Annotated in this window: 24 protein-coding genes; 10 read left to right on the top strand and 14 right to left on the bottom strand. The window is 68.9% G+C overall.

The window, feature by feature from the left end:
- Positions 1-16: 16 nt before the first annotated feature.
- The 4 genes from OV287_RS17040 (at position 17) to OV287_RS17025 (ending at position 4,989) form a co-directional block, all read left to right on the top strand.
- Entirely contained in the window at positions 17-1,939 is a 1,923-nt protein-coding gene (locus tag OV287_RS17040) for an ABC-F family ATP-binding cassette domain-containing protein (RefSeq protein WP_267535089.1), read from the top strand.
- Between the two features lie 90 nt (positions 1,940-2,029).
- Positions 2,030-3,652 carry an ABC-F family ATP-binding cassette domain-containing protein gene (locus tag OV287_RS17035; protein ID WP_267535088.1) on the top strand — a complete coding sequence of 541 codons (1,623 nt, stop codon included), beginning with the start codon at positions 2,030-2,032 and terminating at the stop codon, positions 3,650-3,652.
- 104 nt (positions 3,653-3,756) lie between these two features.
- The gene (locus OV287_RS17030; RefSeq protein WP_267535087.1) at positions 3,757-4,455 is read left to right on the top strand and encodes a glutathione S-transferase family protein; all 699 of its coding nucleotides are present in this window, start codon (positions 3,757-3,759) and stop codon (positions 4,453-4,455) included.
- Positions 4,456-4,605: 150 nt separating this feature from the next.
- Positions 4,606-4,989 (top strand): hypothetical protein, encoded by a 384-nt coding sequence (locus OV287_RS17025; RefSeq protein WP_267535086.1) that lies wholly within the window; start codon positions 4,606-4,608, stop codon positions 4,987-4,989.
- Between the two features lies 1 nt (position 4,990).
- Here the strand turns inward: OV287_RS17025 and OV287_RS17020 are convergent, their stop codons facing one another.
- The 8 genes from OV287_RS17020 to OV287_RS16985 form a co-directional block, all read right to left on the bottom strand.
- On the bottom strand, positions 4,991-6,355 hold the full coding sequence (locus OV287_RS17020) for an FAD-binding oxidoreductase (RefSeq protein WP_308809595.1): 1,365 nt from the start codon (positions 6,353-6,355) through the stop codon (positions 4,991-4,993).
- Between the two features lie 14 nt (positions 6,356-6,369).
- Positions 6,370-8,259: an OPT family oligopeptide transporter gene (locus OV287_RS17015; protein WP_267535084.1), complete on the bottom strand. Its 1,890-nt coding sequence runs from the start codon at positions 8,257-8,259 to the stop codon at positions 6,370-6,372.
- A gap of 74 nt (positions 8,260-8,333) precedes the next feature.
- Entirely contained in the window at positions 8,334-8,816 is a 483-nt protein-coding gene (locus tag OV287_RS17010) for an FKBP-type peptidyl-prolyl cis-trans isomerase (RefSeq protein ID WP_267535083.1), read from the bottom strand.
- A gap of 77 nt (positions 8,817-8,893) precedes the next feature.
- Positions 8,894-10,180 (bottom strand): dicarboxylate/amino acid:cation symporter, encoded by a 1,287-nt coding sequence (locus OV287_RS17005; protein ID WP_267535082.1) that lies wholly within the window; start codon positions 10,178-10,180, stop codon positions 8,894-8,896.
- A 60-nt stretch (positions 10,181-10,240) separates the two neighbouring features.
- Positions 10,241-11,074 carry a DNA-methyltransferase gene (locus OV287_RS17000; protein ID WP_267535081.1) on the bottom strand — a complete coding sequence of 278 codons (834 nt, stop codon included), beginning with the start codon at positions 11,072-11,074 and terminating at the stop codon, positions 10,241-10,243.
- A 31-nt stretch (positions 11,075-11,105) separates the two neighbouring features.
- The gene (locus tag OV287_RS16995; protein WP_267535080.1) at positions 11,106-11,372 is read right to left on the bottom strand and encodes a hypothetical protein; all 267 of its coding nucleotides are present in this window, start codon (positions 11,370-11,372) and stop codon (positions 11,106-11,108) included.
- 103 nt (positions 11,373-11,475) lie between these two features.
- On the bottom strand, positions 11,476-12,666 hold the full coding sequence (locus OV287_RS16990; RefSeq protein WP_267535079.1) for a TfuA-like protein: 1,191 nt from the start codon (positions 12,664-12,666) through the stop codon (positions 11,476-11,478).
- Positions 12,663-13,754, bottom strand: a complete 1,092-nt coding sequence (locus OV287_RS16985; protein WP_267535078.1) for a YcaO-like family protein — start codon at positions 13,752-13,754, stop codon at positions 12,663-12,665. The genes OV287_RS16990 and OV287_RS16985 overlap by 4 nt, the downstream gene beginning before the upstream one ends.
- Positions 13,755-13,911: 157 nt before the next feature.
- Here OV287_RS16985 and OV287_RS16980 point away from each other — a divergent pair, with 157 nt between their 5' ends.
- Positions 13,912-14,379, top strand: a complete 468-nt coding sequence (locus OV287_RS16980) for a peroxiredoxin (RefSeq protein WP_267535077.1) — start codon at positions 13,912-13,914, stop codon at positions 14,377-14,379.
- Here OV287_RS16980 and OV287_RS16975 read toward each other — a convergent pair.
- Together OV287_RS16975 and OV287_RS16970 are read right to left on the bottom strand one after the other, a co-directional pair.
- Complete coding sequence (locus tag OV287_RS16975; RefSeq protein ID WP_267535076.1) at positions 14,376-14,957, bottom strand: TIGR02265 family protein; 582 nt, start codon at positions 14,955-14,957, stop codon at positions 14,376-14,378. The genes OV287_RS16980 and OV287_RS16975 overlap by 4 nt on opposite strands.
- A 114-nt stretch (positions 14,958-15,071) precedes the next feature.
- Entirely contained in the window at positions 15,072-15,524 is a 453-nt protein-coding gene (locus OV287_RS16970; protein WP_267535075.1) for a hypothetical protein, read from the bottom strand.
- 206 nt (positions 15,525-15,730) lie between these two features.
- Here OV287_RS16970 and OV287_RS16965 point away from each other — a divergent pair, with 206 nt between their 5' ends.
- From OV287_RS16965 to OV287_RS16955, 3 genes are read left to right on the top strand one after another with little or no spacing between them, the layout of a single operon-like run.
- The gene (locus OV287_RS16965; protein WP_373371830.1) at positions 15,731-16,339 is read left to right on the top strand and encodes an RNA polymerase sigma factor; all 609 of its coding nucleotides are present in this window, start codon (positions 15,731-15,733) and stop codon (positions 16,337-16,339) included.
- Positions 16,339-16,878 carry an anti-sigma factor family protein gene (locus tag OV287_RS16960; RefSeq protein WP_267535074.1) on the top strand — a complete coding sequence of 180 codons (540 nt, stop codon included), beginning with the start codon at positions 16,339-16,341 and terminating at the stop codon, positions 16,876-16,878. The genes OV287_RS16965 and OV287_RS16960 overlap by 1 nt, the downstream gene beginning before the upstream one ends.
- Positions 16,878-17,438, top strand: a complete 561-nt coding sequence (locus OV287_RS16955) for a hypothetical protein (RefSeq protein ID WP_267535073.1) — start codon at positions 16,878-16,880, stop codon at positions 17,436-17,438. The genes OV287_RS16960 and OV287_RS16955 overlap by 1 nt, the downstream gene beginning before the upstream one ends.
- Before the next feature lie 8 nt (positions 17,439-17,446).
- Here the strand turns inward: OV287_RS16955 and OV287_RS16950 are convergent, their stop codons facing one another.
- Complete coding sequence (locus OV287_RS16950; RefSeq protein WP_267535072.1) at positions 17,447-18,463, bottom strand: 3-oxoacyl-[acyl-carrier-protein] synthase III C-terminal domain-containing protein; 1,017 nt, start codon at positions 18,461-18,463, stop codon at positions 17,447-17,449.
- A 70-nt stretch (positions 18,464-18,533) separates the two neighbouring features.
- On the opposite strand from OV287_RS16950, the gene OV287_RS16945 reads away from it, so the two are divergent.
- Complete coding sequence (locus OV287_RS16945) at positions 18,534-19,172, top strand: SGNH/GDSL hydrolase family protein (protein WP_267535071.1); 639 nt, start codon at positions 18,534-18,536, stop codon at positions 19,170-19,172.
- A 6-nt stretch (positions 19,173-19,178) separates the two neighbouring features.
- Here the strand turns inward: OV287_RS16945 and OV287_RS16940 are convergent, their stop codons facing one another.
- Both OV287_RS16940 and nrfH read right to left on the bottom strand, forming a co-directional pair.
- Complete coding sequence (locus tag OV287_RS16940; RefSeq protein ID WP_267535070.1) at positions 19,179-20,591, bottom strand: ammonia-forming cytochrome c nitrite reductase subunit c552; 1,413 nt, start codon at positions 20,589-20,591, stop codon at positions 19,179-19,181.
- Between the two features lie 14 nt (positions 20,592-20,605).
- Entirely contained in the window at positions 20,606-21,079 is a 474-nt protein-coding gene (gene nrfH, locus OV287_RS16935) for a cytochrome c nitrite reductase small subunit (RefSeq protein ID WP_267535069.1), read from the bottom strand.
- A 712-nt stretch (positions 21,080-21,791) separates the two neighbouring features.
- On the opposite strand from nrfH, the gene OV287_RS16930 reads away from it, so the two are divergent.
- Complete coding sequence (locus OV287_RS16930; RefSeq protein WP_267535068.1) at positions 21,792-23,198, top strand: pyridoxal phosphate-dependent decarboxylase family protein; 1,407 nt, start codon at positions 21,792-21,794, stop codon at positions 23,196-23,198.
- A gap of 13 nt (positions 23,199-23,211) precedes the next feature.
- On the opposite strand, the gene OV287_RS16925 is transcribed toward OV287_RS16930, so the two are convergent.
- Positions 23,212-24,600, bottom strand: a complete 1,389-nt coding sequence (locus OV287_RS16925) for a serine/threonine-protein kinase (protein WP_267535067.1) — start codon at positions 24,598-24,600, stop codon at positions 23,212-23,214.
- Positions 24,601-24,611 lie beyond the last annotated feature (11 nt).

Here is a 24,611-nt window from a genome sequence, read left to right as displayed (position 1 = left end):
TGACCCAGAGGAACCCTTGACCCTGCTCCGCGCCGCCGACGTCCAACTGTCCTTCGGCAGCCGTACCGTCTTCCAGGGCCTGACGCTCACCATCGAAGAAGGTGAGCGCGTGGGCCTGGTGGGAGTGAACGGCTCCGGCAAGTCCTCGCTGATGAAGATATTGGCGGGGGCGGCGCGCGCGGACGCGGGGGAGCTGCAGCTGCGCCGTGGCGCTCGCGTCACCTACCTGCCGCAGGAGCCCGAGTTCGCTCCGGGCGCCACGGTGGCCTCGGAGCTGAGCGTGGCCCAGGGGCCCCTCAAGGATGCGCTGGCCACGCATGCCGAGCTCATCCGCCGCATGGAGTCCACTCCCGCCGACGCGCAGGGCAAGCTGATGGAGCAGCTCGCGGCGCTGTCGGACAAGATCGAGCAGCTCGGCGGCTGGGACACGGAGCACCACGCCAAGACGCTGTTGGATCGGCTGGGCGTGAAGGACTGGGACCGGCCCGTGGCCGAGCTGTCCGGCGGCCTGCGCAAGCGGGTGGCCATCGCCCGCGCGCTGCTGACGCGGCCGGACCTGCTGATGCTGGACGAGCCAACCAACCACCTGGACGCGGACACGGTGGACTGGCTCGAGGAGGAGCTGGACAAGCTGCCCGGCTCGCTGCTGCTGGTGACGCACGACCGCTACTTCCTGGACGGGCTGGTGGATCGGATGGTGGAGATCCAGCCCGGAGAGGGCGTCGTCTCGTACCCGGGCAACTACGAAGCCTACGTGGAGCAGAAGCTGGTGGCGCAGGAGAATGCGTCCCTCGCCCAGCACAAGCGCGAGCGGTGGATCGCCCAGGAAGTGGCGTGGCTGCGCAAGGGCCCGGAGGCGCGGCGCACCAAGAGCAAGGCGCGCATCGAGCGGGCTCGCAAGCTGATGGAGGAGAAGGGCTTCCAGCGGCCGAAGGTGGCGGGGCTGCAGGTGATGCAGGCGCCCCGGCTGGGCCACACCGTCATCGAGGCCGAGGGCGTTCACAAGTCCTATGGTGAGCGCAGCGTGCTCAAGGGCGTGAACCTGATGCTCCAGCGCGGTGAGCGCGTGGGCCTGGTGGGGCCCAATGGTGTGGGGAAGACGACCTTCCTGCGCGTGCTGCTCGGCGAGCTGCCTCCGGACTCCGGGAAGGTGGTCATCGGCAAGAACACGAAGGTCGCCTACTACGACCAGACCCGCGCCTCGCTGGACCCGGAGCAGACGGTGTACGAGGCGGCCTCGCCGCGCGGGGACGACTGGGTGGAGCTGGGAGACCAGCGGGTGGCGCTGCGCGACTACCTGGATGACCTGCTCTTCCCCGTGCCCATGCAGCGCATGAAGGTGAAGGCGCTGTCGGGTGGCGAGCGCAACCGGTTGCTGCTCGCGCGGCTCTTCCTGGAGGGTGCCAACGTCCTCGTGCTGGACGAGCCGACGAACGACCTGGACATCGTCACGCTGAACATCCTCGAGGGGCTGCTGCTGAGCTTCACCGGCAGCGTGCTCCTGGTGACGCACGACCGGTACTTCCTCGACAAGGTGGCCACGTCCATCCTGTCCTTCGAGGGCGACGGCAAGGTGGTGCGCTACGAGGGCAACTTCGCCATGTACCGGCGGCTGAAGGAGCAGTCCCTCGCCCGTGCCGCAGCGGCCGCGCCCACGGCGAAGAAGACCGAGCCCGCGCCCGTGGCCGAGCCGAAGCAGACGCGCAAGCCGGGCAAGCTCTCGTACAAGGAGCAGCGCGAGCTGGACGGGATGGAGTCGGTCATCGAGGCCGCGGAGATGCGCAAGGCCGAGCTGGAAGCGCAGCTCGTGGATCCCAGCGTCTACTCCAGCGGCACGAAGGCGGCCGAAGTACAGAAGGAGCTGGACGCGAAGACGGCGGAAGTCGAACGCCTCTACACGCGCTGGCAGGAGCTGCAGAACCTGGTCGCTGGAGCCTGAGCGCCAAGAAACCCACTGTGTGCAATACCCCCTCTCCCTCTGGGAGAGGGCCGGGGTGAGGGTCAGTCACTCGCCCGCATCTGAGGTCCCATGATTCGTCTCGACAACATCGGCAAGCAGCACGGACAGCAGATCCTCTTCGTGGAGGCGTCTGCGCAGCTCAACAAGGGCGAGAAGGTGGGCCTCGTGGGCCCGAACGGAGCGGGCAAATCCACCCTGTTCCGGATGGTGGTCCAGCGCGAGCACCCGGACGAGGGGCAGGTGTCCGTGGATCGCGGCGTCACGGTCGGCTACTTCGACCAGGACGTGGGCGAGATGGCCGGGCAGAGCGCGGTGGCGGCGGTGATGGACGGCGCGGGGCCGGTCTCTGAGGTGGCGGCCGAGCTCAAGCAGCTCGAGGCGGCCATGGCGGACCCGGAGCGCATGGACGAGATGGACAAGCTCGTGGAGCGCTTCGGCGTGGTGCAGGGGCGCTACGAGGAGCTGGGCGGCTACGCGCTGGAGGGACGGGCGCGGGAGATCCTCGCCGGCCTCGGCTTCTCCGAGGAAATGATGGACGGGGACGTGGGCGCGCTGTCGGGCGGATGGAAGATGCGCGTGGCCCTGGCCCGCATCCTCCTGATGAGCCCGGACGTGATGCTGCTGGACGAGCCCAGCAACCACCTGGACATCGAGTCGCTCATCTGGCTGGAGAACTTCCTCAAGGGCTTCGAGGGAGCGGTGCTGATGACGAGCCACGATCGCGAGTTCCTGAACCGCATCGTGACGAAGATCATCGAGATCGACGGCGGCGAGCTGACGACGTACTCGGGCAACTACGAGTTCTACGAGCAGCAGCGGGCGCTGAACGAGAAGCACCAGCAGGCGCAGTACGAGCGCCAGCAGGCCATGCTCGCCAAGGAGCTGAAGTTCATCGAGCGCTTCAAGGCGCGCGCCTCGCACGCGGCCCAGGTGCAGAGCCGGGTGAAGAAGCTGGAGAAGATCGAGAAGGTGGAGCCGCCCAAGCGCCGGCAGACGCTGGTGTTCGAGTTCCAGCAGGCGCCGCGCTCGGGCGACGACGTGGCGAAGCTGGAGCGGGTGGTGAAGGGGTACGGCAAGCGCCGCATCTACAACGGGCTGGACTTCCTCGTGCGGCGCGGCGAGCGCTGGTGCGTGATGGGCGTGAACGGGGCCGGCAAGTCCACCCTGCTCAAGCTGATCTCCGGTGAGTCGCGTCCGGACGATGGAGCGGTGAGCGTCGGCGGCAGCGTGAAGATGGGTTACTTCGCGCAGCACGCCATGGAGCTGCTCAAGCCGGACCAGACGGTGTTCGACTCGCTGGTGGACAGGTTCCCGCGGGCCTCGCAGGGCTCGCTGCGGGCGCTGGCCGGGTGCTTCGGCTTCTCCGGCGATGAGATCGAGAAGAAGTGCAAGGTGCTCTCCGGAGGCGAGAAGGCGCGGCTGGTGCTGGCGCAGATGCTCTACGACCCGCCCAACTTCCTGATCCTCGACGAGCCCACCAACCACCTGGACATGGCGACGAAGCAGATGCTCATCGCGGCGCTGGCCAACTACGAGGGCACCATGCTCTTCGTGAGCCACGACCGGCACTTCCTGGGCGCACTGTCCAACCGGGTGCTGGAGCTGACGCCCGAGGGCATCCACCAGTACGGCGGCGGCTACACGGAGTACGTGGCCCGCACCGGCCACGAGGCTCCCGGCCTGCGCAGCTGACGTTCCACGGACATGAGGGGTGGCAGCCCTCGCAGGCGCCGCTGCCCCTCATGTCTCCCAACAGGTTCTGGACGGGCTGCTCGCGGGCATGCTGGATTCCCCGCATGATCACCCTCCACAAAGGCCCCGCCGCCTTCGGTGTCAGCGACATCAGCCCCTTCTGTCTGAAGCTGGAGACCTATCTCCGGATGACGGGCATCCCGTACACACCGAAGCCGGCCGCCTTCGGAAAGGCCCCCAAGGGGAAGATCCCCTTCATCGAGGAGGATGGCTCTTACCTGGGAGACTCCCAGTTCATCATCGAGCACCTCAAGCGCAAGCACGGCAACACGCTCGACGCAAAGCTCAGCACGGAGGACCTCGCCAAGGGCCATCTGGTGCGGCGCACGCTGGAGGACAGCCTCAACTGGGTCATCCTCCAAGAGCGCTGGATCTCGGACGATGGGTGGCGCGTCTACAAGCCCATCTTCGAGGCCCTCTTCCCCCCCGTCGTCGGCAAGGCCATCGTGCCCCTGATTCGCCGGGGAGTCGGCAAGGCAATGCAGGCCCACGGCATGGGCCGCCATCGGCCCGAGGAGATCCTCGAGATGGGCAAGGCCGACGTCTCCGCGGTGGCGGCGGTGCTCGGCGACAAGCCGTTCCTCCTGGGAGACCACCCCACCTCGTTCGACGCGACGCTCTTTGCGTTCATCTTGAGCATCCTCGCGTTTCCGGTGGACTCGCCCCTCCGGAAGCACACGCAGGGACAGCAGAACCTGGTCCGCTACTGCGAGCGCTTCCAGCAGCGCTACTTCGCGAACTGACAGAAGTCGCCCTCCCCGGCAGGCCCTGTCTGTATGCCGAGCAACAGCGCGTCCCCGGCATCCCCGCCGGGCGATGCGCGCTCGGCCCCGCGTGGCCAGGGTGAGTCCGTCCAACGAGCAGTTGGACCGGCACACGCGGAGGTGGTGGGAATGAGACGGATGCTCGTTTCGGGGATGGCGGCGCTGGCGCTGTGGCTGTCGGGGTGTGCCAACTGCGAGCAGCTTCAAGAGGGCGCCACGGAGCTGGTCTCCCACTACGCCCAATGCAGCCCGGGTGACACCTGCCAGAAGATCGATCTGCTCGCCCTGGCTGGCGGGCAGAACTGCCTGGGCGCGTTCCAATGCTTCGGCGCGGTCAACTCGAGGGCGAACCTCACCGAGTTCCAGCGGCGAGCGCGCGCATTGGCCCAGCAGGCATCCATTGTCTGCCAGCCGGGAGAGTGCGTCACCGTCGCCTGCCTGGACCCGAGAGAACTCGTTCCCGCGTGTGACACGGAGATCGGCCAGTGTGTCCTGGTGCCACGCCGGCAATGAATCAGAGCAGCTTGCCGGGGTTGAGGATGCCGAGCGGATCCATCGCGCTCTTGATGGCGAGGTGCAGCCGGTGAGTTTCAGGACCGAGCTGCCGTGCGATGAACGGGCGCTTGAGCGAGCCGACCCCGTGCTCTCCGGTGATGGTCCCTCCCAGCTCGAGCACCGCGTGCAGGATGTCATCGAACGCCGCTTTCGCCCGTGCCACCGCGTCCGGGTCGTTCGGGTCGAAGACGAGCGTGGGGTGCATGTTCCCGTCGCCCGCGTGCCCGAACGTCCCGATGAGCACCCCCCGCTGCTCGGCGATGCGCTCGACCGCCGCGAGCAGGTCCGGAATGCGCGAGAGCGGCACTCCCACGTCATCGAGCAACGTTGAGCCCTGCCGCTCCAGCGCTGGGAAGGCGAACCGGCGCGCGCCCATCAGCAGCTCGCCTTCGGCCTCGTCGGAGGAGTTCACAATAAAGGTCGCTCCAGCGGCCTCGCAGAGCGTCGCCATCCGCGCGCACTCCGCCACGCCCTGCTCTCCCCCTGCATCGGAGCGTGCCAGCAGAAGTGCCGCGGCGTTGACGTCCAGCCCCATGGGTCTGGCGGCCTCGACGGCCCGGACGGTCGTGCGATCCATCAGCTCCAGGAGCGAGGGCCGCATGCCGGCCATGATCTCCGTGACTGCCGATCCGGCCCCCACGAGCGTCGGGAACGAGGCCACCAGCGTCGTGGCCGGAGGCGGGCGCGGTCGGAGCTTCAGCGTGGCCTCGGTGATGATACCGAGCGTGCCCTCGGAGCCGACGAACAGCCGGGTGAGATCATAGCCAGCGACGTTCTTGACCATGCGGCCGCCGGTCCGGACGACGGAGCCATCGGCGAGGACGGCCTCGAGCCCGAGCACGGCATCCCCGGTCACGCCGTACTTCACGCAGCACAGGCCACCCGCATTGGTCGCGAGGTTGCCGCCGAGGGTCGAGAACTCCCAGCTCGCCGGGTCCGGCGCGTACCAGAGCCCCAGCTCCGCCGCGGCGGCCTTGAGCGCGCCGTTGATGACTCCTGGTTGGACGACGGCGTACAGGCCTCGCCGGTCGAGCTCCAGGATGCGGTTCATCCGCGTGAGCGAGAGCACGATGCAGCCGTCCACCGCGTTGGCGCCGCCCGACAGCCCCGAACCCGCTCCGCGGGGAACCACGGGAATGCGATGAGCCGAGGCCACACGGAGCACGGCCTGCACCTCGGCTGTCGACGCCGGGCGGACGAGGACGCGAGGGGAACCCGCGGAGGCCCACCCCGCCTGGTCCCGGCGGTGCGACTCGAGCACATCGGGGTCGGTGACGAGTCCCTCGGGCGGCAGGACAGCAGCAAGCTCTCGCAACAGGTCCACGCGTCCCACCATCCCTACTTGGGCATGAATCCGAAGGCCTTGAGCATCGCCACGGCGATGCCCATGAGGCTCTCACCGGCGATGAAGCCCGAGCTCACCGGGAGCACGGTGGCCTCGGCCAGCTTCGCCTGCTTGCGACGCAGCACCTCCGCGATGGCCGCGCCAATGAAGAAGCTGATGGAGCTCGCCCCGGGAATCACGATGGCCAGTCCCAGACCCGCCGACGAGGGAATGAACGGCTTGGCCTTCTTCGGGGCCCAGCGCTCCAGCAGCACCAGCGCCACGCCCAGCGCCAGGCCACACACCGCACCAATGCGCGCGGACGTGTGCAGCGAGTCCACCCCGTTGACGAGCATCTTCGACACGCCAGCCCACACCAGCGAGGACGGCGCGGGGAACTCCTCGGTGCCCAGCACCTCCGCGCTCGGCACCAGCAGGTTGAAGGCAGGCACCACCACCGCCGCTCCGGCCAGCACGCCGAAGAGCTGCCCGATGAACTGCTTGCGCGGGCTGGCGCCCAGCAGCCAGCCCGTCTTGAGGTTCGTGAGCAGGTCCGCCGAGTGCAGGCCCACGCCGCCCGTGGCGTTGGCGCTCATCACGTTGGCCGCGAGGTTGCCGGGCAGGATGGCTCCGTAGAGCAGCTGCGTCACCGGCCCGAGCGCCTTGGTGGGCGTGGTGTCCGTCTCTCCCGTGACGCGCGAGGCAATCACTCCCATCACCACCGACAGCGGCAGGGCGATGACACCCGCCCACCACGGAATCTGGAAGAGGTACGCCATCAGCCCCACCACGATGGGGCCCAGCACCAGGAAGCCGAGGGGGAACCAGGTCGGCGGGCACTCCACGTCCGCGAGCGGATCCTTCTCCTCCTCGGCGTTCTTCCCGAAGAGGCCCGAGAGCGCCCTGAACGACTTCGCCACGCTGCGCCACTGGAAGGCGAAGGACAGCAGACCCGAGGACACGAGCACCGAGGCCCCCGTCCACAGCGCCCAGCCATTGATGGCCTTGTACGTCACCTCGGGGATGACGCCGCGGCTGACCATCTCCGGCGCGAGGAAGCCGTAGGTGAAGATGGCGCCCAGCACCATGGACCAGCCCGTCTTGAAGCTCACCAGCGCCCCGGCGCCAATCAGCAGCAGGCTCAGGTCGAGCGAGAGCGTCCACGCCCCCGCCGGCTTGCCGGCGATGGTGAAGGGCAGGCTCAGCTTCGAGGGCAGGTTCCACGCCAGCCACGAGGCCCTGCCCTCCCGCCAGAACGCGACGACGGCTCCCACCAGGCCCGCGATACCCAGGTAGCGCGCCTTGCCGCGCGAACTCTCGTCATGCCCGTGGAGCGCCTGGAGCGTCTCGGCGGTAGCGGTGCCCGTGGGGAACGGGAGCTGCTCCACGTTGATGAGCTGGCGCTTGATGGGGATGGCCGCGAAGACGCCCATCGCCGACACCACCGCGAACCAAGCCACCAGCCATCCCGCGGACGGCAGCGTCCCGGTGAGCATCAGCAGCGCGGGCACGGCCGCCATGTTGCCGCCGCCCGTCATGTACCCCGCTCCCGAGGCCACCGAGCCCACCGCGTTGTTCTCCAGCGCCGTCACCTCCGTCTTCACCAGCCCCACGGCCCGCAGGGCGCCGAAGGCGGCGAAGGAGAGGACACACGCCGTGATGGTGACGCCCAGGCTCCAGCCCGTCTTGAGGATGACGTACAGGTTGGACAGGCACATCACCGCGCCAATCAGCATGCCCGCGATGACGGCGCGTACGGTGAGCTGGTTCTCGGCGCCCTTGTAGACGTTCTGCAGCCAGTACCGCTCGGGATCCTGGGCGGCGGCGGCGGAGTCCTTCTTCGGCAGCTCGGGCTCGGGATGAATCTGGAGCTGCTGGGGGGAGGGCGAGGCGGGCTGGCTCATGGGGGGTGGAAGATACCGGAACACCCCCCTACCCCACGAGTGGGTATTGCTTTTGGGCCGGCCCAGCCGCCCGGTCAGTGCGCGCCGCCCGGCCCGTGGGCGTGGCCGTGCTCCTTCTCCTCGTCGGTGGCCGCGCGGACTTCACGCACGGTGATGTCGAAGTGGAGCGTCTTGCCAGCCATGGGGTGGTTGAGGTCCACCACTACCTTCTCCCCCTTCAGCTCGCGAATGGTGATGGGGATGACGTCCCCGTCCGCCGTCTGCGCGCTGATGGTCATGCCCGCCTGGAGGTTGGCATTCGGGGGGAACATCTCGCGGGGCACCTCCTGGAGGCCTCGCGGATCATGCTCGCCATATCCCTGGGAAGGAGGCACCACCACCTTCTTGGACTCGCCGGCGGACATGCCCTCCAACTGCCCTTCCAGGCCCGGGACGATCTGCCCATGGCCATGCATGTAGGCGAGGGGCTTCCCAGGCTCACTCTCGTCAACCACCTGTCCGTCTCCGAGGTGCAACCGGTACTCCAACGAGACCACGCTGTCCTTGGACACCTTCATAGTGGGTTACTCCTTCTGTCCTACGGGTATGGGACGGCGATGCTGCGGGAGCAAGCAAGCCGTGCTCCCCTGTCTGCTCAGGAGGCAGACGAATCAGGCTCTAATCGGGCAGCCCGGGCCTCGTCCTCCAGGTTGGGCTCGCCCCGAGACACATAGACGGCCGCGGCCAGGTCGCCCGTCACGTTGAGCGTGGTGCGGCACATGTCGAGGAAGCGGTCCACGCCCAGCACCAGCGCGAGTCCCTCGGGGGGAATCTTGAACATGCCCAGAATCATCGCGATGACGGGGATGGAGCCGGCCGGCACGCCCGCGGTGCCAATGCCCGCCAGCACGCAAATGAACATCACGACGGCCTGGTCCGGCAGGCTCAGTTGCACGCCGAACACCTGCGCCAGGAAGAGCACGGTGACGCCCTCGAAGAGCGCGGTGCCGTTCTGGTTCATCGCCGAGCCGGCGGTGAGCACGAAGCGCGACACGTTGCGCGGCAGCTTGAGGTTCTCCTCGGCCACCTTGAGCGCGGTGGGCAGCGTGGCGCTGGAGGATGCCGTGGAGAAGGCGGTGACGATGGCCAGCCGGCAATCGCGGAAGAAGGCCACCGGGTTGCGCCCCCCGAGGAAGCGCACCGACAGCGAGTACACGACGAACATGTGCAGCCCGAGCGCCAGCAGCACCACGCCCACGTAGGAGGCCACCTGCATCAGGATGCTCATGCCCAGGCGTGCCATCATGCTGAAGAGCAGCGCCCCCACGCCGATGGGCGCCAGCTTCAGCACCCCGTCGATGAGCCTCATCATCACGTCGTGCAGGCCCTGGACGGTTTCACGCAGCCGCTTCGCCGCCGGGGTGTCCGTCAGCGCCAGCCCCAGGCCGAAGATGAGCGAGAAGACGATGAGGGCGATCATGTCCCCATCCGCCGCTGCCTTCAGCGGGTTGCTGGGCACCATGGCCGCGATCAGCGAGGACACCGCGGTACTGCTCGGTGCGGGGGCCGCCTGCACCGAGGTGCCCTTCATTGCCAGCGCACGCGCCTCGTCGCTCAGCCCCACGCCCGGCTTGAGCGTGTTGACCAGCAGCAAGCCGATGAGCACCGCGATGCTGGAGACGACCACGGTGTAGCCCATGGTCCGCAGGCCCAGCCGGCCCAGCTGCTTCAGGTCCAGCTCGCACACGCCCATCACCAGCGCGGAGAAGAGCAGCGGCACCACCAGCATCAGCAGCAACCGAAGGAAGATCTGCCCCACCAGCCCGGTGATGTTCGTCACCACCCACTCGAGCCAGGGCGTCCCGCCCGCCAGGAGGTTGGCGGCGATGCCCGCCAAGGTGCCGATGACGATGCCCAGGAGCATCTTCTGGTGCTGCTTCATCCGGGAGCCTCTTGCGTGGTGCGGGGAGAAGATTCCCTGGGGACAGGGAAGGGGTGCAGCCTACCGGCGATTCACTGGGGCGGATACACCATCGTCGGCGGAAGCCCGCTCCGGTGGGCCGTCCCCCCCTCGGACCTGTTCACTCGCTGTCTCACGCAGCCGCCGGCTCACCCGCTCGGCCCACTCGGGCTCTACCTCCAGACATGCCGCCTTGCGCCCAAGTCGAAGCGCCGCCGCCGGCATGGAGCCACTGCCCGCGAAGGGGTCCAACACCCAATCTCCCGGCCGGCTCCACGTGCGAACCAGCGGCTCCAGCACGGAGAAGGGCTTGTGGTGGGGATGGTTGCCCCAGCGCGCCGCCTCGGCATCGTCGTCGTAACCGCCCACCACCGCCCAGACGGTGGGCAGGCCGCCGGGCTCCAGCGCGGGCGCGGGCGTACGCGAGAGCACCAGCGCCACCTCGTAGACGCGAAGGTTCTGCTCGTTGGCGTTCTTGTCCGTGGTGCGCTTGCCCCAGACGTACTCGCCCCTCAGGTGGCTGAAACCCAGCGAGCGGGCCACCGCGAGAATGGGCTCCTTGCCCAGCAGGTTCGTCCAGATGGCCAGCGTGGCGTCCGGCGTCAGGTGCGCCACCGCCCGCGTCATCCACTCCTCGGTGAAGACGCGGTAGTCGCGCACCGTCTCGAAGCGCACGATGGGGTTGCGATCGATCTTCTTGTTCGCCCGGGGGTCTCGCAGGTCTCCCCCCTTGCGCCGTCGCGTGAGCAGGCAATACGGCGGATCCGTGTGCAGGAAGGTGGCCTTCGCCTCTCCCAGCGCCGCCCGGTATCCCCCGGGCTCCCGCGCATCGGCCCGCACACAGCGGAAGGACTCGAGCTCGTTGTGAGAATTCATCCGGCGCGCACCCTACCCCAGCCGCCCCGCTTCACCACCGCGCCGCGGGGGGGATCGCCCGCGTCACGGCCAGAATGTCCCCCACCGGCACTCGCTCGTGCGACTTGAAGACGGCGAAGTCGTCTCCCTGCTCGGTGACCACGTCCAGCACCTCGTCGATGAAGGCCTCACCCTCGCGGAGCTGGATCGCTACCGGACGGTGCCGCAGGACAGCCTCCTCGAGCACGTCGATGAAGTCACAGCGGCCCACCTCGTCCTGGCATATCCGCGTCATCGTCTCGCTGCCTCCGGCGCGCACTCACCCCTCGCGCCGCATCCGCCAAACGTAACGATTCCTCGGGGCACTCGCTCATCGGAATGACCAGAAGGTCCACAAGCAACCGTGCATGCCCGCTCCGGGCTCAGCGCTTGCGCCGGCGCGGCTTCGGGGCTCCGAGCTGCCGGGCCTCCTCCACCCAGCGGCCCCGCAGACGCGCCTCGGTCGCGAGCGCCTCGTCCCACGAGGGCCCATCCGGCAGCAACCGCGACGCGTGCTCGAGCATGAGCCGCTCCAGTGCTCGCTCTTCACACAGCCGCCTCACCTCGTGAGCATCCAGGCCGCAGGTGGCCAGGTACACCTCGCGCTCTCCCGAAGGCAGCTTCAGCTGCGCCCACCACTCCGCCTCGGCCCGCGCCACCTCCTCGGCGGTGGGAAGGAGACCGAGCGCCCGTGCCTGGCCCGCGAGCAGTGCCCGCCGCAGGCCCGCCTCCGCCAGCTCCCCCGCGTCGGGCGCGGCGCGCAGCTCCGTGAGCACATCCTCCGAGGACACGAGGCCCTCATCCGTCACACACAGGCCCTCCACGAGGCGGCGGCGACGCACGTACGACGAGGGCGGGGCCCGGCCCGTCCGCGTTCGCACCGGGGCACGTGTGCCCGAGGCCACGAAGGCCGATGCGGCCTGGAGGCAGGCACGGGCATCCTCGCGCTTCAGGTCCTCGAAGCCCCCGGCGGCCCACGCGTCCCACTTCGCCCGGGTGGCAGGACGCCACGCCTCGCCCACTGCCGCCAGCACTCGGGGCCAGGTGCGGTCCTGGTAGAAGAGCGCCGCCGCCGCATCCACCAGGGCCCGAGCCTCGCGAGGAGCGAGCACTCGCGCGTCCTGAGCCTGGCGAGCCGCGTGACGCACGTTGACGAGCGGTACCGAGAGGGGACGGAAGCCGTGCTCCTCATCGGCGTGGAGCAGCGCCACCTCGGAGTCATCCACCAGCTCGCCCCGGCGGTAGGCCTCGAAGATGTGGCCCACGCCCACCACGCCGTGCTCCACGAGCTCCGCCGCGCGCAGCGCCCCCATGCTGCCTCCGCCGAACACCGCCACCCCCGCATCCAACGCGGCCAGCAGCTCGTGGTGCCAGACGGAGGGCTGCGCCTCGAAGACGCCATCCACCAGGGCGATGGCCCTCGGATGCAGCGACAAGGCCCGCCACACGTCCCCTTGGCGCGCGGGGGGCAGCACCCGGCAGGGCGCCAGGGCCAGGGCCTCTTCCTGCGGCAGCGAGGGGCCGAGGAAGACGATGAGGTCATCAGGACGAGAGGGGGCCGAACGTCGTTTCACAGCAGCTCCGAGACGCGCAGACCCGGCACCACCACGCGCACCACGTGGAGTCCGGGGAGAGGGGCCTCCAGCTCGACAGCGGCGGCCCGGGGGAAGCCCGCCTTTCCGAGCCGCACCAGCACTTCGCGCACCGCCTCCTCCGGTGAGGACACCTCCTCGGAGACGTCGGGCATGGACTCCACATCCCGTCGGGGACGTACCCCGGCACAGGCGGCCGTCAGGGCCAGGGCAGCCTCCCGGTCCGTCGCGGCCACGTCCTCGCGTGCACCGTGGATGTCAGTCAGGCGGGATTGGGCGGCCTCCAGCAGGGCGCCGAGCAGGGCCTGGTCCCTCCCCAGTCCGCAGGCATACCCCGCCGCCAGGGGCACCGGCCCTTCCTCGCGGTCCACGAGCAGCGCCGCCCCCACCGGCAAGCCCGCGGCACCGGGAGTCCGCGCGCCGGGCGTCAGGTCGAAGAGGTGGACGGCGAAGCCCCGCTCCCCGAGGGTCCGCGCGAGTGCCGCCGTCCGGGGAGCGCCCTGCTCCAGTCCCAATGGCCGCAGCATGCGAGAGCGAAGTACCTCCTCGGACCACCCCTCCGGAAGAAGGCGCGCGAGCTGGTCTCGCTCGGTCGCCTCCAGCAGCGCATGCAGGAGCGCCCGCGCCCGCTCGGGGTGCGCACCCGAGCCGTTGCTCGTCCACTGCACGCTCACCGGGCCAAGCGCTGGAGCCCCCGTGGGCGGGCAGTAAACCCCCTGGGCGGGGACGAGCACGGGTTGGCCCGAGTGCAGCTCGGTGGCCTCGCGCCAGGCGCAGCGCACCTCGCGGCTCCACAACCGGGGGACGACCACTCCGCCCCGAGTGCCCAGAGCCCCGGCCCCCCAGACGGCGCGCCCTCCGGCCTCCAACCCGTCCAGAGAGCCCCAGACGAGCCGCTCCAGGGGGACCGTCTCGGCGGCCCACAGCTCTGCCGTCTCCAGGAGGGCCCCGGCCGACGCGGCCTGGAAATCCAGGCCCTTGCCGTTGCACACCTGGAGCACGTAGCCGCCTGGACGCACTGCGGCAGCCACCTCCACCCCGGAGCGGTCCAACCCGGTCACCCGCGCCACTCGAGTGACGCCAAGTCCACGGGCGAGACGGTCAAGAAAGGAGGACTTCAATGGGGCAGCGGTGGGGAGGGCCACGAGGGAGCTCTGTGTTGGGTGAGCGAGGGCGTGTTGGCGGGAAGCATGCTAGGGGAGTCCGGGCCCAGGAGGCCGAAAGAAGATGCTCAACGTGGGACAAGCCGCCCCGGACTTCACCGGCACCGACTGCTGGGGACGTACGTTCTCGCTCTCCGCGCTGAGGGGGCGGCGGGTGGTGCTCTTCTTCTTCCCCAAGGCCTTCACCATCGCCTGCACCGAGGAGACGCGGCACTTCCGGGACAACCACGAGCGGATTCAAGCCCTCGGGGCGGAGCTGGTGGGGGTGTCGGTGGACTCGGTGAAGACGCAGTGCGCCTTCGCTGAGCAGGAGGACATCCACTTCTCGCTGCTGGGCGACGAGGGGCGCACCATCAGCAATGCCTATGACGTGCTCTGGCCCGTGCTGAACGTGGACCGGCGCGTCACCTACATCATCGGCCCGGACGGCCGCGTCGAGTCCGTCATCCGCCACGAGGTGCGCATCTACAAGCACCTGGATGACGTGCTGCGCTACCTGCGGGAGCACCCGCTACCGGCTGCGGGCGCCTAGAGCTCCCAGCCGCAGAGGTACTCGCAGTGGCCGTTGCCGCGGGCGCGGCACTTCGTATGGAGGATGCGCACTTCACGGCCACCGCTCATCTCGATGGCGCGCTCGTACCAGCCGACGATGGTGAGACAGTCAGCCTCGGTGACACTCTCGGCGCCTACGGTGCGCAGCATCGCGCTGCGAGGCCCGGTCTTCTCGTAAGCGCGAGAACCCACCGCGTAATAGAGCCGGTAGATCTCCGGCGAGTGGCTGAGGAGGAAGTGCGGGTCCCCCTTGCGGATGAACACGTGGTGGGGACCGTTCAGATTCTCCTCGGCGGAAGCGCGACCCATCCCGACGAAGGCCTTGCTGCGATCCCTGGGCGAGAGCGCCTCGGCGATGGCCGCGTCGAGGCGAAGGTTGAGCTCCAGGGGGTACCAGCCGATGGGCATGATGACGCCCTCGAGGACCTTGCGATCCGCGGGAGGCAACCGCTGGAGCACCTGTTGGAGACGCCCTGTCCCGCCCTGCTTCATCAGGAGATTGAGGCGGGTGATGAGCACACTTCCCTTGATGCGTGCGGCCGCGCTGTCCGTTGCCATGATGAAGCTCCCCCGTTGGGCCCCTCCATTGTGTCAGCCGGATGAGGTGGGCGGCAACCTGCCTGGGGGGCTGGCGGGGTGGAGCAGGCAGGCGAGCCCGGCGCACGAACGTGCTCAGTGCGTTTCGAGTGCCCGCAGGCGTTTCTCGAGATCCTCGCCGAGATCCCTCGGCCGACGCAGCGCCGCGGCCAGGAGAACCACCGTGCCATCCGTGAGATCGAGCCGGGCATTCAACCGGCGAAACCCCTCATGCAGGTCCGCGCGAATCTGCCGGTTGTCCTCACGCAGACAATGGACCTCCCCACCCAATCGATAAACATCCCCGCGCAGAGCCTCGCGCCAGTTGATGAACTCGGCCCCCAGCTTCTCCAGCAGATTCTCCTGTCTCGTCACCCGAGAGGCCAAGCCCGTCACCTGCGTCTTCAGGTCCGTCATCTGGGCTTCCAGCCCATCCATGCGCGCTTCCAACCCATCCATGCGCGCTTCCAGCCTGTCCATTCGGACGCCCAGCCCCTGAACAGCCGCCAGGATCTGGGTGCCGATATCGACTCCGATCGTCTCCGCCATGTTCTCGCTCCTCGCCCTCGTGAGCAGTCCATGGACCCCTCATGCCCACGCCGCGAAGAATAGCGGAACACTGCGGCGAAGCGAACCTTTTTCTAACCTTTCAAGTAGGGTCACCTACCCTACCGCATGGGACCTCATCCCACCCTCAGTCCTCCGCCGAAAAAACCCCCTTTAACTTTTTGCCGGCTCCGGGGTTTGTAGGAGGCGTGAAGGCCCTGGAAACACCCGTGGCACTGGTGCAAGCCGCCACCGAGCCGAGTGACGAGGCGCTCTGCCGCGCCTTCCTGGCCGGTGACGAAGCGGCTTTCGGCACGCTGGTGGAGCGGCACCGGGCCCTGGTCTTCGCCCTCATGCGGCGCTACACCGCCCGGCCCGAGGACGCGGCGGACCTTGCCCAGCAGGCCTTTCTGAGAGCCCTGGAGGCCTCGCGCCGCGTCTTCTCCCGGTGGAGCCTCTCGGGCCCCGCCCCCTTCCGGGCCTGGCTCATCCGCATCGCGCTCAACCTGGCGAAGAACCATGCCCGCCAGGGGAGGCGGTGGCTCCAAGCCGTGCAACTGCCGGAGGCCGAAGCCCCGGGAGAGTCCGCACAGGAGGCGCTGGAGCGGACCGAGCGGGAGCGGCGGGTACGCGCGGCGGTGCTCACCCTGCCCCGCCGCCAGCGCGAGGTGCTGACGCTCCGGGTGGACGGTGGGCTGGGCTTTCGGGAGATCGCCGAGACGCTCGGAATCACCGAAACGAACGCGAAGGTGAATTTCCATCACGCCGTGAAGCGCCTCCGGGCGCAGGTGGCGGAGCTGCCCGAGGAGGAACGCTGATGGCGGCGTGCCAGGACCAAGACGAGCTGCTGACCCTCTTCGCCGCGGGAGCATTGGAGCCCGAGGAAGCCGCGCGGGTGCGTGCACACCTGGACACCTGTGCCGCCTGCCGCTCCGAGGCGGAGGCGAACCACGACGTGCTCGGCCTGGCCGCGCTGCCGCAGCCGTCCGTACGGGAGCAGGCCGTGGTGGCGGCGCTGCCTCAGACGACAGTGAGTGCCTGGCGCCGTGAGCAGGTCCAGAAAGCAGCACGGATGCGGACCGCGGGAGCGCTGATGGCAGCGGCGGCCGTGGTGCTGCTGGTGATGGGACCCGTGGTGCAACACCGTACGGTCACGCCTCCCCTGCCCACCGCCCAAGTAGAGTCCACCAGCTCCGAGGAGGACACCCTCGCGCTGGAGCAGTGGGCGCTGGCGGATCCACTGACCGAGGCGCTCGACCTGTCCGAGGTGGACCTGGAGGAGGCCGAGTCCGATGAGTCGCTGGACTCCGAGCTGGATGATTTCTTCACGTACCCGAACCCTGGAGATTCGCTGTGATGAAGCCCTTTCGACTGGCAGTGCTGACCCTGACCCTGCTTCCCCTGGTGTCGCTGGCCGCACCGCCCGAGCAGAAGGACGCCGCGGAGCGAGCGGAGAGGCAGATCCGGCTGATGCGGGTGGTGGGGTTGGCCGAGGAGCTGGAGCTGGATGAGTCCCAGGCGCTGAAGATGGCGGACACGATGCGCCAGTTCGACGAGCGCCGGCGACCCCTGCTGGAGCAGGTCCAGGAGTCCGCGCAGGTGCTGAGGAAGGCAGCGCGGGGAGACGCGCAGGCCCAGTCCCAGGTGGACCAGGCGGTGCAGCGAGTGTTCGACGCCCGGACCCAGCTCACGGCGTTGGATCGCGACATGTACCAGGCGATCGCCAGGGAGCTGCCTCCGCAGAAGCGGGCGCAGCTCGCCATCTTCATGGCCCGTCATGACGGGAAGATGGTGAAGCTGCTGAGGAAGGCCGACCGGGAAGGCCGGCGTGAAGAGCGCGAGAAGCGGAAGCTGGAGCGCATACAGGAGCGCGAGAAGCTGAAGCAGCAGCGCCAGCAGGAGAAGCGCACCCCGTAGCACCCGACCTACACTCGCACCAGGAGCGCCACCTGGTGCGCGCCGATGCCGATACCGAAGAGCACGAGGTACTTCGTTCGCAGCTCCCGGTGGTAGCGGGCCAGGGTGACGGGGATGGAGGCAATCACCATGTTGCCGCAGTCCTCGAGCGTGTGCAGGTACTCGCGCGGACGGATCTTCTCGTTCCAGTGGTCCAGCAGCTTGCGCGTGGCCTGATGTGACACGAGGGTGATGTCGTCCCCGGTGAGCCCGTGCTTGCGCAGCAGTCGCTCAACGAGCCGCGGCGGACCCTCCATGCCGGTGTGCAGGAAGGCCTGCAGGCCCCGGGAGGGCTCGAGCCCGTACACCGGGGTGTTGAAGCCCGCCTCGGAGCGGGGGCGCATCGTCATGGCCCCGTATTCGTCGCTGAAGGTGTCGGCGGCGTAGTCCACCAGGACGAGCCGCTCACCAGCGCCCAGTACGGCCGCGCCCGCCCCGTCACCGATGCCGAAAGCGTGGCCCTGCGCGTAGTCCACGTTGCGCGTCCACCCGGCCCCCACGGCCACGAGCGCCCGCTCCGAATGCCCGGCGAGCATCGCCTCCCAGGCCAGCACCGTCCCCATGACGAAGTTGCCGAAGTCGGCCTGCACCGGCACCACCAGCGCGTGCGAGCCCAGGCCCACCTCCCGGTGCACCTGGTACAGCTCATTGGGAGAGAGGTACTCGGACACGGAGACGTAGCCATAGAGCCGATCCACCTGCTCCGGCCGCACCCCTGCGTCCTCCAGCGCCGCGCGCCCCGCCTTCGCCGTGAGAGAGGCCAGCGACTCACCCGGGGCCAAACATCGGTGCTCGCGGTTACCGTAGAAGAGCGAGGCCTCGGACAGCCCCTGCGCCCGAGCGGCCTCTCGGATGCGATCGAAGATGGGGTCAGCACTGGTGCGGACCCGCTCCGGCAGCGCGGAGCCAAGGCCCAGGAAGGCAATCGAAGGACGCGTCATCGCGCTGGAATAGAGCACACCCGAGCCGCCCGGCGGGGCCTCCACCGCCCGCTCGTGGAGCAAGCAGGCGGATGGCGCTGCGAAGCCGCCTCCTGGCCGCTATGGAGACCACCTCATGAGCGCACTCTCCCTGAGATACGTGGCCCTGGGCGACTCCTCCGCCGTCGGAGTGGGCTCGCGCAGCGGTGGCTACGTCGAGCACCTCTTCCAGCGGCTGCGCCATACCCGCACGGGGGTGGGCCTGCTCAACCTGGGCGTGAGCGGAGCCACCAGCGCCACGGTCCTCTCCGGACAGCTCCCCAAGGCCGCCCGCTCCCGCCCCCATGTGCTAACGCTCGCGGTAGGCATCAACGACCTGTGGCGCGGCGTGGATCCCCACCAGTTCGAGTCCAACCTCGACCAACTGGCGCGCGGCCTCACGGCCACAGGCGCCCCGGTGGTGCTGGCCAACCTGCCGGACATGTCGCTCGCCCCCGTGGCGCGGCTGGCGACGCACTTCCTTCCGCTCCAGCTCATCTCCCAGCGTATCGCCGCCTTCAACGAGGCGGTGGCCCGCGTGGTGGCCCGCCATGGACTCCTCGGCGTGGACCTCCACAGCCCCAGCCTCCAGGAGCTGCCAGGCAGCCCCGACTACTTCTCGGCCGATGGCTTCCACCCCTCGGACACCGGCTACCAGCGGATGGCGACGCACTTCTGGCCCGTCCTGCTCCAGGCCGTCGAGCTCAGCACCAGCACCGAACAGGCCACTGGCTGATAGCGCTCACTCGCTCTTCGGTGTGGCCGCCTGCGGCTTGCTCAGCGCCTTCTGGCCGAGCCGCGAGTAGTTGATGGAGTCACCGAGGATGCGGGCCGCCTCCTGCGGCGCGTGGAAGCCGCTGGAGTTCTCCGCCTCCACGAAGTCCAGGTAGAACTGGGCCTTGCGCTGGAAGCCCCGGGCCTCGGCCAGCTCCACATCGGTGGCCCCCGCCAGCTTGCGCGCCTTCAGGTCCTGGATGAGGTCCACCAGTGCATCCATGGCCGTCCCTCGCAGCTTCTGGTTGCGCGACTGGATGGTCTCCACGCGGCCCAGGAGCTCCTGCTCGGACCACTTGTGGCACGTCTGGCAGGCGCGGTTGATGTTGAGCAGCGGGCTGCGCACGTGGTGGTCGGTGATCTTCATCGCCCCCTCGCGCTTGTAGGCCATGTGGCAGTCGGCGCACGCCACTCCCGAGCGGGCGTGGATGCCCTGGTTGTACATCTCGAACTCGGGGTGCTGGGCCTTGAGCACCGGCGCGCCCGTCTCGGCGTGCACCCAGTCCTTGTGCCCGTTCTCCTCGTAGTAGGCCATGATGTTGTCGATGTTCAGGCCCTTGGCCCACGGGTACGTCAGCCGCTTCTCCGGGCCCTTGAAGTAGTACTCGACGTGGCACTGGCCGCAGACGTACGAGCGCATCTCCTGGCGCGTGGCCTGGGCGTTCACGTCGTAGTTGGGAATGCCCTGACCCTCCTTGAACGCGCGCATGCCCTCGATGAAGCCGGGACGCGTCACCCGCAGCGCCATCGTCCCCGGGTCATGGCAGTCGATGCACGCCACCGGATGCTCCACCAGCTTGCGCGCCTCCACGTAGGGCATCTGGTTCATCTTCTCGAAGCCCTTGATGAGGTCCCCGTCCCCCAGCTTCTTGTAGGGCACGTACACCGAGGCGTGGCAGTGCATGCACGTGCCCGGCTGCTTCGTCACGTGCTGCCGCTCCGTGAACGTCTGGTCCTCCAGCATGTACGCGTGGCCGCGCTCCTCGCGGAAGTCCACGGCGAAGGCGTAGCCGGCCCACATCGTCTTCAGCCGCGGGTCTTCCTCGATGCGCGACTGGGCCACCACCGAGCGAGGATCCGCCGCGGTGGGCGTGTGCGGCACCGCCTCGCTCCCGCCGTACTTCGTGCGCACCTGGTCCACCGTGCGCTTGTAGTCGTCGTACTGCAGCGGGAAGTTCTTGCCCCAGACGGCCGGGTCCACCGTCTCGTCCGTGAGCTCGACGACGCGGTAGAAGGGATTGCGCGCCTCCTGCTTGCGCTCGGAGATGTTCACCAGCAGGGCCGTGGCCGCCACCGCTCCCGCGGCGGAGACAATGGCCGTGAGGAGGACGAGCCGTGTCTTGAGGCTCCTCTGCTCGGGCTGTGTCGTTGGGTTGCTCATGGTCTTGGCTCTCCTCACCGCTGCGCGCTCTGGCCCTTACCTTCCGGGTGGCCTACCGAGTTGTGGCAACGCAGGCACGAGGTCTCTTCAGCGCCGTGGGGGGCCTCGAGGGCCTCCACCATCTCGCTGTGGCACTTCCGGCACGCCTGCTCCGTCACCACCCGGTTGCCGGGGCGAATCTGGATGGGCTCGTGGAAGTTGCCGGTGGTGAAATAGAACGAGTGCCAGAAGCCATTGGACGCCTTGGTCGCGTACTTGCCGACCAGGCCCGGCGGCGTGTGGCAGTCATTGCAGGTGGCTACCGAGTGGTGGCTCGACTTCATCCAGCCGTCGTACTGCTCGTGCATGACGTGGCAGTTGGCGCAAGCGGCGGGGTCGTTGGTGAGGTACGCGTAGCCCTTCGCGTACGTGAAGGTGAAGCCGCCGATACCCAGGGCGATCCCCACGCACGAGGCCAGCGCGATGAGCAGCCAGGACCGGGCGCCCATGCCACCTTCCACCGTTCTTTCCGCCGCGCGTTCCATGGTCCGTCCTGATTTCAATTCCTGGGCCATGAGCCTCTTACCCGGAAATACAGCCTCCATGGTGCAAGATTTGCGCACGCGCGGAGAGGGTGCGGTGAAACTTGCGCGAAAGGTCACTCCCGAGGCTGTTCGACGAGGTGCGCGGGAAGGTGTCGCCAAAGAGGAGCTCGCCGGGCTCCGGCTCAGGCATGGGCTCTTCCTCATGCGGTGGCGGATTCTCCCCGCCCCCAGGCACCGCGAGGGCCACTCGGGCCACGTTCCCGCGCGAGTTGGCATCGGGGGCCTCTCCGAAGAAGCAGGGCACCTCGGAAGCGCCCTCCGGCAACGTCTCCAGGGCATTGGGGTAGCCCTTGTAGGTCCGCCGCGAGGGAAGTGCCGCTCGATGCCCAGGTAGCAACTGGAGCCCAGCACCTGAAAGTGGGGCAGCACGTTGTTCATCATGATGTCGAACCCGCCCCCGTCCGTGCCGAGCATCGCCGAGCGGGGCACGCGCACATCCCGAGCCGCAATGGGGCTGGAGGAGTTGCCCCGCCGCCCCATTCCATCGAACGCCACCGGGAACGACAACCCAGGAGCGTTACCTGGAACCAACCAGAGAGTGCTCATGCCCTTGGAGGCCATGGGCAACCCAGGGGACGAAAAGGGGATAAGGGCAATCTGGTATGAGTGCCGCCCGATGAATCCGCTCGAGCTGACTCCCGACGACTTCCGGCGCCTGGCCTCCCGTGTCTCCACCCTCGCTGAGCAATGGCTCGCAGAGTTGGACACGCGCGCGATCGCCCCCGCCACCACGGGCAATGCCACCGAGGCCCTCTTCGCCGAGGGCTTGCCCGAAGAGGGCCTGAAGGACGCGGCGCTCGATGCATTGGGCGCGGTGATGGCAGGAGCCCGCGCGGGCAATGCGCGCTTCCTCGCGTACGTGCTTGGCTCGGGCGAGCCCGTGGGAGCGCTGGGCGACTACCTCGCGAGCGTGCTGAACCAGAACGTCACCGCGTGGCGCTCGGCCCCTTCGCTGGTGAGCATGGAGCGTGCGGTGGTGCGAGGACTGGCGGCCGCGGTGGGCTGCCCCGGCTTCACCGGGAGTCTCACGGGCGGGGGCTCCTCGGCCAACCTCATGGGCCTGACCCTGGCGCGCGAGGCGAAGGCCCCGGCCAACGAGCAGGGCTCGCCCTCGGGGGTGGTGTACGCCTCCACCGAAGTACACATGTCCATCCCCAAGGCCCTGGCACTGCTCGGACTGGGACGAAGAAATCTGCGCCTCATCCCCACGGACTCCGAGTGGCGGATGCGCCCCGAGGCTCTCGAGCGCGCCATCACCGAGGACGTGTCCGCCGGCAGGCGCCCGCTGGCCATCGTCGCCACCGCGGGCACCGTCAACACCGGCGCGGTGGATCCCCTGAAGGACGTGGCGACCATCGCCCGACGGCATGGGCTCTGGATGCACGTGGACGGGGCCTTCGGAGCCCTCGCCGCACTGGCCGTCCCCGAGCGCTTCGAGGGCCTCGCACTGGCGGACTCGCTCTCGATGGACGCGCACAAGTGGCTCTACCAGCCGGTGGACTGTGGAGTGCTGCTCTACCGGGACGCCACCGACGCGCGCCGCGCCTTCTCCTTCTCCGGGGACTACGTGCGCACCCTGAGCACGGATGCCGTGGAGGGCTTCGCCTTCTTCGACGAGTCCCTGGAGCTCTCTCGCCGCGCCCGCGCGCTCAAGCCCTGGCTCTCGGTGCGCTACCACGGGCTGCGCGCCTTCCGGGAGGCCATCCGCAAGGACCTGGAGAATGCTCAACGGCTGGCGGAGCTCGTGCGGGCGGAGCCGAAGCTGGAGCTGCTCGCGCCCGTGCCCCTGAGCGCGGTGTGCTTCCGCTACATCGCGGGCCTGGCCGAGCACGAGCGAGATGCCTTCAACACGCGGCTGATGGCGCGCCTCAACGCGCGCGGCCGTGTCTACCTCTCCAACGCCACGCTGTCGGGACGCTTCGCCCTGCGCGCCTGCTTCGTGAACCACCGCACCACGGCGCAGGACGTCCAGACGGTGGTGGAGGAGGTGCTCGCCACCGCGAAGGAGCTCCAGGGCGCGTGAGGCCTCGCCAGCGCTACTTCCTGACCCCTCGGTGCACCGGAGCACCGCCCTGCGTTCCCTTCGGCGCGGGCGAGCTCGTCGAGCCCCCCAGGAGCATCCCGATGAGCCCCGGGCCAAACAGGGCCAACAACCCCGCGAGCGCGAAGATCAGCACCCAGAGCCAGGGCTTGCGGCGAGGTGCACCCTCCTCTTCCTCCTTCTCCTCCGTCTTCTCCGGGGAGGGAGGCGCGGGCTTCTTCGCGAGCTTCGGAGCCTTCTTCTCGATGGGAGCGGCGGGCTTCGGCTCTGCGAGGCGGGCAGGCGCGGGCGGCTCCGGACGATCCTCCACGACACGGGCGGCAGGAGCCTGAACGGGCTGAGGCCTGGGCTCGGGACTGGGTCTCTCGACGGCAGGAGCCGGCACCGGGGTGCTCGGCACTGCTCGCGCAGGCCAGGCCTCTGCGGCGAGCGCGTCCACCACCCGAGGATTCGTCCTGGCAGGAGCCTCGGGCTCTGGCCCCCGCGGACCAGACACGGGGATGCGCGTCACGGGAACACGCAGAGGCGTCGCCGCCCGAGGCACGGCCGGGGCCTCCTCCACCAGCGCGGCGGAGAACTCCCGGCACGAGGCAAAGCGCCGCTCTGGCTCCAGGGCCATGGCCCGGAGGATGGCCGAGCGGAGCCCCGACTCGAGGCCCGGGTGCACCACGTCCGGTGGCACGAACTCCGCCCGGACAATCCTCTCCATGATGTTGAAGTCGCTCTCGCCCTGGAAGCACGGCTGAGCGGTGGCCAGCTCGTAGAGGGTGACGCCGAGCGAGAAGATGTCCGAGCGGACGGTGACATCCTCCGCTGAGCGGATCTGCTCCGGGCTCATGTACTGCGGCGTGCCCATGCGCGAGCCCGTGCGCGTCACCGGCCGGCCCTCGGCGTCGGACACCTTGGCGATGCCGAAGTCGAGCACGCGCACCACTCGCCGGCCGTGCACCTGCTCCAGGAAGATGTTGGAGGGCTTGAGATCCCGGTGGATGACGCCGTGCTCATGGGCGAACCCCATGGCCGCGAGCACCTGTAGAAAGATGTCTCGCACCTCGTCCGCATCCGGAGGCCGCCGCGCACGGGCCAGGTACTTGTCGAGTGACTCCCCCTCCAGGTAGTCCATGACGAGGCCCGCGACGCCGGGCGCCACGACCACGTCCGTGATGACCAGGATGTTCGGATGCCTCAGGCGCGCCTGAATGCGGCCCTCGTCCAGGAAGCGGGCGCGCAGCTCCGCGTTGCCCACCAGCTCGGGGTCCAGCACCTTGAGCGCATGGACGCTGCCCAGGGCCACGTGGCGCACCTTATAGACGCGCGCCATGCCGCCGCCGCCCAGCTCGCGCTCCACCTCATAGCGCTCGACCACATTCCCCGGGCTCAACATGACGCGACCCT

This window comes from Archangium lansingense, assembly GCF_026626635.1.
Lineage (GTDB): Bacteria > Myxococcota > Myxococcia > Myxococcales > Myxococcaceae > Archangium > Archangium lansingense.
The sequence above is the reverse complement of the archived record's forward strand: the minus strand, read 5'-3'. Positions and strand labels throughout refer to the sequence as shown.